At 40.5% G+C, this 10,341-nt stretch carries 4 protein-coding genes; 3 read left to right on the top strand and 1 reads right to left on the bottom strand.

The genetic code is table 11. The features are described 5' to 3' along the window. Positions 1-350 precede the first annotated feature (350 nt). Positions 351-3,695 carry an isoleucine--tRNA ligase gene (ileS, locus tag KPX09_RS02735; RefSeq protein WP_249548852.1) on the bottom strand — a complete coding sequence of 1,115 codons (3,345 nt, stop codon included), beginning with the start codon at positions 3,693-3,695 and terminating at the stop codon, positions 351-353. A gap of 428 nt (positions 3,696-4,123) precedes the next feature. Between ileS and KPX09_RS02730 the strand changes: the two genes are divergently transcribed. The 3 genes from KPX09_RS02730 (at position 4,124) to KPX09_RS02720 (ending at position 9,102) form a co-directional block, all read left to right on the top strand. After that, positions 4,124-4,588 (top strand): peroxiredoxin, encoded by a 465-nt coding sequence (locus tag KPX09_RS02730; RefSeq protein WP_249548851.1) that lies wholly within the window; start codon positions 4,124-4,126, stop codon positions 4,586-4,588. Between the two features lie 27 nt (positions 4,589-4,615). Continuing rightward, positions 4,616-5,335, top strand: a complete 720-nt coding sequence (locus KPX09_RS02725) for a 16S rRNA (uracil(1498)-N(3))-methyltransferase (RefSeq protein WP_249548850.1) — start codon at positions 4,616-4,618, stop codon at positions 5,333-5,335. A 1,022-nt stretch (positions 5,336-6,357) separates the two neighbouring features. Next, positions 6,358-9,102: a hypothetical protein gene (locus KPX09_RS02720; RefSeq protein ID WP_249548849.1), complete on the top strand. Its 2,745-nt coding sequence runs from the start codon at positions 6,358-6,360 to the stop codon at positions 9,100-9,102. Positions 9,103-10,341: the final 1,239 nt, after the last annotated feature.

The following is a 10,341-nucleotide window of genomic DNA, read 5'->3' as shown; positions in this document are numbered from 1 at the left end:
AATGGCCATAGAATTTTATGGTCGTGCTACACGTAAGCGCTTCAAATCAAGGGCTGATTTTATGATATGCAACTAATAAGGGGTCGAGGTATGAATAAGTAGCTAAAGCATAATATACAAATCCGTATCTTATAAAGTTTATACTACGGGTATCTTATAAAGTTTATACTACGGCATTGTAAGTCAATTGCGCACTGTATCGATCGTGTAAGTTTGTGCAATGCTTTATAATGTGCATAGCGGTTATGCCTCAGGTTAAGAGCATCGCACCCAGCAACTAGATAAGTTGAGAATAATGCCATCACGCCGTAGAAAGCGCGCTACTCCATTTCTCCAGGCAGAGTTTTAGACTAAACCTGTAAGAATATACTGAGATCCTGCTCATCTATTACTTGAGTATATCCTTCTACTTTTGCATCTGTAATACTGTCTCTTAAGGAGTATTCTAAAGAGCTCAGTAGCGTTTGCTTCTTTATAAAGTCTTCCCACTTTAAAATGGCTTCATATGCCTCACTATCGCTTGTATATACGCGCACTTTAGCAAGACTCAACATGTCTAAGTTGCATTGTTTCCGGCCCTGTTGAATGAATCTCACTATGTCTCGAGCAATTCCTTCAAGGACTAGATCTTTAGTAAGTGTAGGGTTTATAGTTACAACACCAATAGTCTGTCCATTAGAGATAATAGGGCATGAGTATTCATTGTGTACCTTCAGGCTCATGGAAAACTCATCAGCACGAAAGACGTGCTGTTCATTTTTTGCACTTCCTAATAACAATTCATCACTAGAAAGCATTTCCCATATTCCAGCCTTTACTAGAGGAATGATCTCCTTTATTTTCCCAGGAATCCTTTTACCAAGTACTGGGAAGTTGAGCTTTAGGTCAAAAAATGCAACATCTTGAACATTATCGCACATCACAAGTTCCTTGATGTTTAGCTCACTCAAGATCACATTTCTGTATTCTGTAGGAAGAGAAGACAATGTAGTACAATTATAGACATGTATTTTCATGCTGCTAAGAGGCTGTCTAATTCTTAGATTGTGAGTGTTTCTCAAAGACAAAGCATGGCTACATATATCCATCACAAGCTGCATATTCTCAGCGTTTTTGACATGCTCTTCCTCAACTCGCAAAGCATTTGGACTAGGAAAATCTGACAGATGCACAGATTCTTCCTGTTGAAAATCCAACCCTAACCAAATAGCCTCTGATGTTAACGGCAAGAAAGGAGCAATAACTCTGCTAAAGTAATACAACACTGTATACAACGTGTTGTACGCATCGAATTTATCTTGTGTTTTTTCAGTAGCCCAAAATCTTTCGCGACAGCGGCGAATATACCAGTTATTTAACTTGTCAGAGAATTGCACTATAGCAGTGCATGCAAGCTTTATGTCGTAAGGATCGTGCTCTTCAATAGACTCCATAGCACTCAGCACGCTCTGCACCAGACGCATACATTCATGAAGGATGTACTTATCCATGATGTTACTTAAGCCGTCGAAGCTATCAAGCACACGCGCACGTATCTTGTCTGCATTTGCATATACCGTGAAGAAGCTGTAACTATTCCATATTGGCTTAACAACGTTTTTCAGCACATCACGGATCACTTGACCATCTTGATCTAGCAGTAGGTCACCTCCAGTTGATACGGAGCTAGAAAGCAACATGAACCGCAGGGAATCAGCACCAAACCTTTCGAATACTTCCATAGGGTCAAGGTAGTTATTTAACCTCTTTGATAGCTTTTGCCCTTGTACATCCAGTATCACTCCATGACATATACAACTCTCAAATGGGTGTTTATCAAATATACCTGTTGAGAGAACAAACAATGTATAGAACCACCCTCTGGTTTGCGCGATATACTCAGTTATGAAATCAGCAGGGAAATTTTCTTCAAACAGTTCCTTGTTTTCAAAAGGGTAATGCACCTGCGCAAAAGGCATTGACCCTGATTCAAACCAGCAATCTAATACATCAGGTACTCTTCTCATCATAGACTTGCCAGAAGGATCATCAGGATTGGGGCGTACCAAATCGTCTATATAAGGACGATGCAAGTCATCTATTGGACCAAAGTCTTCTTCTAGAGCCCGTACATCAAGGAGTACTTTTTTGATGGAGCCATATACGTCAATTCTTGGGTATTTTGGATCATCACTCTTCCATACAGGTACAGGAGCGCCCCAGAACCTATTTCTAGAAATAGACCAATCCCTGATCCCTTCTAACCACTTTCCAAACTGACCATCTCTAACGTTATCAGGTATCCAATTGACCCCTTTATTGAGCTGCATCATGCGCTCTTTCAGCTTAGTAACTTCAATGTACCACGATGGCATTGCGCGATATATGAGCGGGGTATCTGTCCTCCAACAGTGGGGATAGCTATGTGTATATGTACTTGTCTCCAGCCACGAACCACGTTCCTTAAGATGCATAATAACCTTATCAGTTGCGTCGAACACGTGATATCCCGCAAAGTCTGATATAGCTGCAGTATACATACCTGCGTCATCTATAGGACATATTATAGATAAGAGTTGTGAGACATTGCCATCTACGCTTGGGACGCCGTACTTTTGGCACAATATAAAGTCGTCTTCCCCAAATCCAGGTGCAATATGAACTATGCCTGTTCCAGTACCTTCTGTAACGAAATCTGCACTCAGTATTCTGAATGCATTTTTCTGATCTGCAAAGTAAGGAAAAAGAGGATTGTACGTAAGTGACACAAGATCTTGTCCACTTAGCCTACAAACTTCAGTGTATTCTTGATTAGCTCTCTTACAGTAATGCTGAAAGTGTTCTATATACCCCTCGGAGAATATCAACATTTCTTTTTCAAGAGAAGCAGCAATATAAGACATTTCTGGATTGACAGCTAATGCGAAATTTGCAACCAAAGTCCATGGGGTTGTAGTCCATGCGAGGATTTTACATGATTCAATATGAGGAGGTATAAATGATGGTTTATCTCGCAGTTCAAATTTAGCTACTACTGTTTTACTAACCTTTTCACGGTATGCATTGTCTAGTTTCGTTTCAAAATTTGACAACGGAGTCTGACAGGCCCAACTATAGGGCACTACCCTGAGGGATTCATATACAAGTCCCTTATCCCAAAGTTTGTAAAACGCCCACATGACTGATTCCATGAAGTCTTTATCCATGGTTTTGTAGCCATTATCAAAGTCTACCCATCGGGCTTGTCTAGTTACGTAATCCTTCCATTTTTGGGTAAACCTCATGATCGAGTTACGACAGTGGGCATTAAATTTTTCAATGCCAAATTCTTCGATTTTTGTTCTTCCAGAAACATTAAGCTCTTTTTCGCTTAGCATTTCGACTGGTAAGCCGTGGCAGTCCCACCCAAACCTTCTATCAACTCGAAATCCTCTCATGCTCTTATAGCGAGCAACTGCATCTTTAATAAAGCCGGTTAAGAGATGCCCATAGTGAGGTAAGCCATTAGCGAAAGGAGGGCCATCATAGAATACAAAACGCCTAGTTTTTGGTTTATTCTCGACTGATTTCTCAAATATTTTATTTCTATCCCAATATTCGAGAATGTCCCGCTCAATTGAGGCAAATTCAGGATTTCCACTAACCTTGGGATAATACTTCACTTCTTTCCTCACTAAAGACCATGAGGAGGAAAGCATATTATTTTTTTCAGCCATTGAAAATAGATTTTTCCTATGGAGGGGGAAATGAGATTACTATAACATATGGTGATACATCCAAATTGCTGTTTTATTCGGCCTTTCTCTTCCGGGGCATTTTAATTGGAATCTTCAATGGATAAACATGAAGTGGATATCTAGTGCTGGGTATAAACTTCAGGGAAAGTAAAGTCCGGCGTTTTAGCAATTGTTAAATTGGTATCACTAGTTCAGTTTTTAAACAGCTGATAATGCGTAGATTTCACAAGAAGAAAGAAGAACTCTTTTTTTGCAATTTATGCATTGATAACTAGTGTTCTAGTTGTTACTGATGCGATTTGCATTGCTTGCTGAAAATTTGTGTTGCCAAAATTTCTGGTGATTAGTTTGTGAATGTTTCAGAGTACGTGTATCATCGGCTTGTGAATTATAGTTTAGAGGTAATTATGGTAGTTAGAGAAGGGGATAAGGCGCCGGGGTTCAAAGAGGAAGAAGGAATAGTGTTTCCTATTTTGGCATCTTATTATGGGAATAAGAACGTAGTGCTGTATTTTTACCCGAAAGATGATACTCCAGGGTGCACAAAAGAGGCTGAGGACTTTCGTGATGCTAATGACAAGTTTGCAAATTTAAATACTGCTGTTGTAGGGGTGTCTCGGGATAGCATAACCTCACACGAAAATTTCAAAAAAAAGTACCAGTTGCCTTTTGAGCTTATTGCTGATGAAGAAGCTATTTTGGCAAAAGCATATGGCGTATGGGTAGAAAAGAGCATGTTTGGGAAGTGTTATATGGGCATTGAACGATCAACTTTTCTGATCGATAAATGCGGTATTCTCAAGAGGATATGGAGGAACGTTAAAGTACATGATCATGTTGATACTGTATTAAAAGCGGTAAATGAGCTTTAGTAGTTTCTAGAAGAGAAATAATACTTTATGGTTTTCAAAAAGAAGCCCGTAAAAATCAGGCTATATTACAGCGATAGCGCACTGAATAAGGGTGAAAAGGTCGTCTTGCGTTCTGATCAAGCTCATTACATAAGGGACGTGATGAGAGCGAGGATATCAGATGCTGTTGTACTCTTTGACGGTGTAACAGGAGATTGGTTCTCTACTATTTCGGAAATATCTCGTAAGGAAGTGAAGGTGCGGGTTGAATACTTGGTTAGTGAGTATGTAAAGAGCAGGGATCTTATGCTTTGCATTGCGCTTGTGAAGCAGGATACCATGCGTAGTGTTGTACGACAAGCAACAGAGATGGGAGTAACGCAAATTCAGCCTATTCGTACAGAATATTCTGTAGTTAGTGATATAAATGTGCAAAAGTGTCGCCAATGGGCATTAGAGGCCGCTGAGCAATGTAAAAGGCACGATATTCCGGAGATTGCATCGGTCATGGAATTTGCGCGTCTCAATAACCTTGGTAAGGAATTGGTACTGTGTGATGAAACGGGCAAAGGAAGAATGCCTGCCGAGGTGCTGTGTGGTAAGGAGAACTTGGGAATCATAATTGGTCCAGAAGGTGGTTTTTCCGAGAGAGAGCTTGTCTGTGCGGAGAGTTTTTGTGAAAAGATGTCTTTGGGGCATAGGATTTTCAGAGTTGATACGGCAGTTGTGGCGGCTCTTGCATACGTAAATGAGCACTATATCTCATAGGTATTATTTAGGGGGTTCTATCCAGTGTATAATGCGCTGTTGTTGTGCTTATAAAGTGCCAAATAGCATGCGTAATTTAGTACACATATAGGTTATTGAGATGGGAATAGCGCAATTTTTGGCTGTTTTATATGTAGTACTTCATAGGCATGCAGGAGATTTTCACTGCGCGCCTATGCTCACAGAGCCAAACAGAATGCATCATAATCTGGTATAAATGCGGATTATAGCACTTAGGCATGTTGTATGTACTTATTACCTGTTTATGTTAGCGTAGAGTCGTTCCTATGTGGTTAAGGTATCTACGCAGTGCGGAGAAACATACATTACATTGTACAGCATTAAAAGTATGATGGTGACATGTGATAGTGAAGAATAATAAATTTTTGGAGTATATGGAAATTTGTTCGTTCACTATGTATAGGATGTCTTTTATCTCGACCGCTATGCTCTTGCGTATACTCATTTTATGATCATGTATTCTGCGCTCTACAAAAGACTCTATGATGGTATCCATCTTCCTATATTGAAAAGCTGCTAGTGCGAATTGACAAGTGCCACATATGTAAGATATGGCATTTAAGGTATGTATTCTGGTGTGCATAATAAGTATAACTCGGCTTTTAAAGAAATTATCTCTTTAATTTTGTTATGTAACTTTGTTGCTTAGCAATGAAAAAACGAGCTTTTATAGCTAGATTTGTGGAGTGTTATGTTCATAAGAGCATTAAGAACTGTCCTGGAAATTCTTAATTTACAATAGCAAGAATTGTATGAGCGTGATACAATTCAACAGCTCTGTCTTATGGGTCGAGTTGTAGATTCCTAGTTAGAGGTAGGGTGTGTGTGGTGTGTGGGCTTTGGAAGATCCGTTGCTGGTGTTGGTATATAGTTTGCGATTTATGGCGTTCTGTTACCATATGCATGAAGGTGGCTGCATGATTGAGAATCACCAGTTCTTACGTGTATGTGCCTGCTAAAGAGCGGGTGAATCTGTATTTAGATATTATAGTGTGTGTGCTATGGCTAAGTTGTTTTTCAGTTTGCGAAGCGATGACAGTAACAGAGGGGATCATGCTTCTTTGCCGGAAATTTTTTCGTTGCATCCTGCATTGCAGCGTAATCTGCTCTCTGAGACGCATCTTTCAGAAAATGGTCTTCTGAGGTTATGTAGTGATTTTACCTTCCGTGTATCTGATGCGTTTTTTGTAGAGCCGGGTAATTGGGGTGATTTTGTTGCCGAATCTCCTTACATGGTGTTAGATGTAAACGTAGATCCTTTACTGGCTAACTTGTGTGCTAGGTATTCTGATGTTGTCAGATTCTATGACGTGAGCATTTGGAATGGAAGTGTACGAGGGAAAATACGGCTGAGCTGCAATGATGCCTGTGGCCTTAAGCGTGTTATGTGCTTTGTCAAAGATGCATTGTCTTGTGGTGGGCTTGGTTTTGGGCGCATTTCTTCTAGAGCTCCTGCTTTTGGTCGAGCGCGTAGTCTAAGTCATGCCATTGCTAATGCATGTGATGGCTTTATCAGATCGTATCTTTTGTTCTACATGCACCGTATAATCAGTGCTGGGTGCTTGGAGCAGGGTGTGCATGGTGAGAAACTTAGGGTTTTTCCTGAGTTTTTCGTGCGCTTCATGGACGGAAGTGCCTTGTTGCATGATGAAGCAGCAGCGGGTTTTCTTAGTGCAGTGCACTCGTGCATTGCCATTATTCCTTGTATGAGAGAGAAGGGATTTCGTACGTTTTTTTCTGCGATTTTCCATGCTATTAGGCGGTTAGACAATACTGTTAGGCAAGATGTATTGAAAGATGACGTGGCAGCGGTGCGTGCGTTTTCAAATGCACGCGTTGCCTCTTTAGTTGATAGTTGTGCTTCTTACGCTTCTGCTGAGGAGTTATTGGAGTGCATATTCCGTGATATAAGGTGTGTTGAAAATGGGCTTTCGTCGCTAGCTGTTGAGGCAAAAGAAATATTGGCGATAATTTGCTGTTTCTCTGGAACTCCGCTTCCTGGAGATTTGATGGATCTTTTGGAAGGAGATGAGGATTTTGAGCGTCATTGTCAAAAATATAACAAGATAGCTAAGAAGTTGAGGTCTCCTTTTAGGGTGATGTCGCGTAAGGATATGCCTAGTCGTCGTGTTGTTGCTCCGGGTGGTTACCCGCTTTTATGTGATGTTAAGAATAAAACGGACGCTTTTTTGAGGAAAGAAAGGAGGTTAGGTCCGGTATTCATGGGGCTTCTTGAAAAATTCGAGAGGTTTTATCTCGTTTCTGCTATTGGTGGTGCTGAACAGGTTAGGGGAGTTCGTGCAACTCTGATGAAGTGGAAGAGTCCTGTTACGGCAATGAGGCGCTTCGCAAGATTCTGCCTAAGGGATTTTCTGATGATTTATGGTTCTGCTGCTTTAGTGCAGGGAGGGTCTATTAATGTGGATCTGGGTGCTAGTATGGAAATAAATAGCAGCGTCCATAGTGTGCGTGTTCTAGGTTACGGAGGGCGTTTATTGCCTACTGCGCATTGTTTAGATAGCGATACTGATGTTGGGCTTGATGATCTTAGTGACGCTGGTGGTTGTGAGGGTGATGAATTAGGGTTGGCTGGGTATTCTCCTGTGTGCAGAAGGATGTTGAAATATGTTTTGGTGGCGGTTTTCTTTATCAGCATACTGATGCTCTGTGCGGCTATTTTCCTTTTTATTATGTACGGGATGGAGGATTCCATAATGGCTATAGTAGGGTCGATCATGGTCATTATTTCTGCGTTGCTCATACCGTATGTGCTGTACTTACTGTGTTCTATTTGGGAAGTTGAAGTGCAGCAGAAAGCGGAGTTGTATTTGTGTTTAAAGATCAAGGATAACGATTTATTTGAGACTGCTGGGAGTGTTGCGGGCGAAGATGCTATAAGTTTTCGTGATAATCAGTTGTACATAAATAATTCAATAGTGCCTATTGAGAAGTATGAAGTTACTTTCGTTGAGAGTCGGGATGGAGTTCCTCAAGGAAATTGTATTTTATTAGGGTTAAAGGCTTCTAAAGAAGATATGCAGATGTTTAAAGCTATATCTTCTACGGTGAATGCTCTTCCAGTTCATAGGCTTACTATAACTGAAAGTGGTAGCGGTTTTGGATTTAGTAGTTTGCTGCTCAGGTATGATGTAAAGTTAAATACAAGGTCTTCCTTCCTGCACGTGGCTGAACTTTTAGGAAAGGCCGGTCATCCTGAATTATTGCTTGCATATGTTGATTCGTATGTTTCTGCAGCATTTTCAGGGGATGGTTCTTCTGCTGCGCTATCGAAAAAGTTTCTGTGTTCTAGGAAGTTTATGTTTTTATCACAGGATCAGGATAGATGGGGTGTTTTGGATATTATAGAGCGGACTTGTGATAAATTGCTCGTTGGTGATCGTAGGAGGTTTTTGGATTGTGTTAAGGAAGCTTTAAAAGAAGATAAGAGGCTGTTCATTGATCCTATTGCGTCCATGATGGGGCCTGGGTTTCCTTTTGATCGTCCTGGATATCGGGATATTGCTATGTTTGTTTCAGGTTGGGATCATGAGGGTGAGTGTTTTTCTGCAGAAGGAGTAGTGCATTTGACGGGCATATCTTTCGTGCGAGATGGTAATGGGATTGAGCTTGTAGATGATGCTTCCCAATTGATTCATGAAGCTGTGGGGGGTAATGTTAGTGACGTCCGTGTAGGAGGAGGCGCTGCTGCAGCCAACTACTTGAGTAAGGGTTGCGATGTAGTATAGTTTAGGGTATCGGGCTTCACTGTAGAGTCACTGTAAGTACTTGGCGCTCCTTTACATGATGTGTTTTTGTTTTTTCGAGCTCTCCTATTATCTGGTTCTTGCTCATTAGGTATTTATTTTAGTGTTTGTTATAAGGCTTTGATATCCAGATTGTAGTGCTTGCATATGGTGTGTACTTATTCTTGCATGTTTGTGATATGTGCTAGGTCGTGCCACAGTTATGCTATTTTTGAGGGAGCAGATGTGTATAGCAATGCTTGTATCTCCAAGAGGGGGGCTTGGTTAGATCTCTAACTCCATGTAGTGCTGTTTTTTTTCGCACATGGATGTGTTATTTGAACTACGTTATCACGCGTGCGATTTTGTCGTGCGTTGTGTCCTGTTGGTTTTCTATACATAATAGGTATATTTAGTCCTTTGATCCTAAACATTATTACTGCAGTAGAGCAAATATGAAAGAGCTCTTGCGGGCTTTTCTTTAATTACATACGGAAATGCCGTTTAGTATGAAAAAGTGTAGAAATTTTGTGTACTGCGTCTGTAAAGTCAAGATTTATGCCCGTGACTAATGTGTGCATCCTTCATAAATTCCCTCAACTTTTGTTCCGTGTTTATGGTGCTTTCCAAGTTGATGAGCTATTGAAGCGCAGCAACATCCTTAGTTATTAGAGAAGAGAGCAGTCGGTTATATTGCTTTGTTTCGGAATTTATTATCCATTTCAAGCATGACACGTTGTATATCTCCAGCAGCATATGACGTTAAGTTACCATGTCTTGCGGCGCATTATACTTTATACGCACCTTATCATCGCGTTTATGACTTGAGATATAGTGCTTGAATTGAGAGAATATCTTCATGCTTATTTCCATTTTCAAGTGCTATAGCTAGAGCATGATACTGCTATAATGTAAACACCTTCACTTGTTGTATAATACGGCGTAGCAGGTTGTGGAGTACTATCACTAACAGCTTTTAAAAGATAGAAGTTATATGGGAATTGCTCTTTTTTATGTCTAAGCTTCAGAATGAAGCGGTTGAACAAAAATGATGTGCTAGGATACCTGACGTAATCCTTGTATCAGGCTGAGTAGTATAAAAATCGGAGTAGGTGTACGATGCTTCGAGCGGGATGTTCTCGCTGCTTTCAAGACTGACAGAAGTTCTTATTTTCTTCTATCTCTAGCAGATCAATCTGTATTTCCTGGAATACATAGAAACAGCAGGCTCTTGCAGTTAGT

This window comes from Anaplasma phagocytophilum, from assembly GCF_023476575.1.
GTDB classification, from domain to species: Bacteria; Pseudomonadota; Alphaproteobacteria; order Rickettsiales; family Anaplasmataceae; genus Anaplasma; species Anaplasma phagocytophilum_A.
This window is presented reverse-complemented; position numbering and strand designations above follow the sequence as displayed.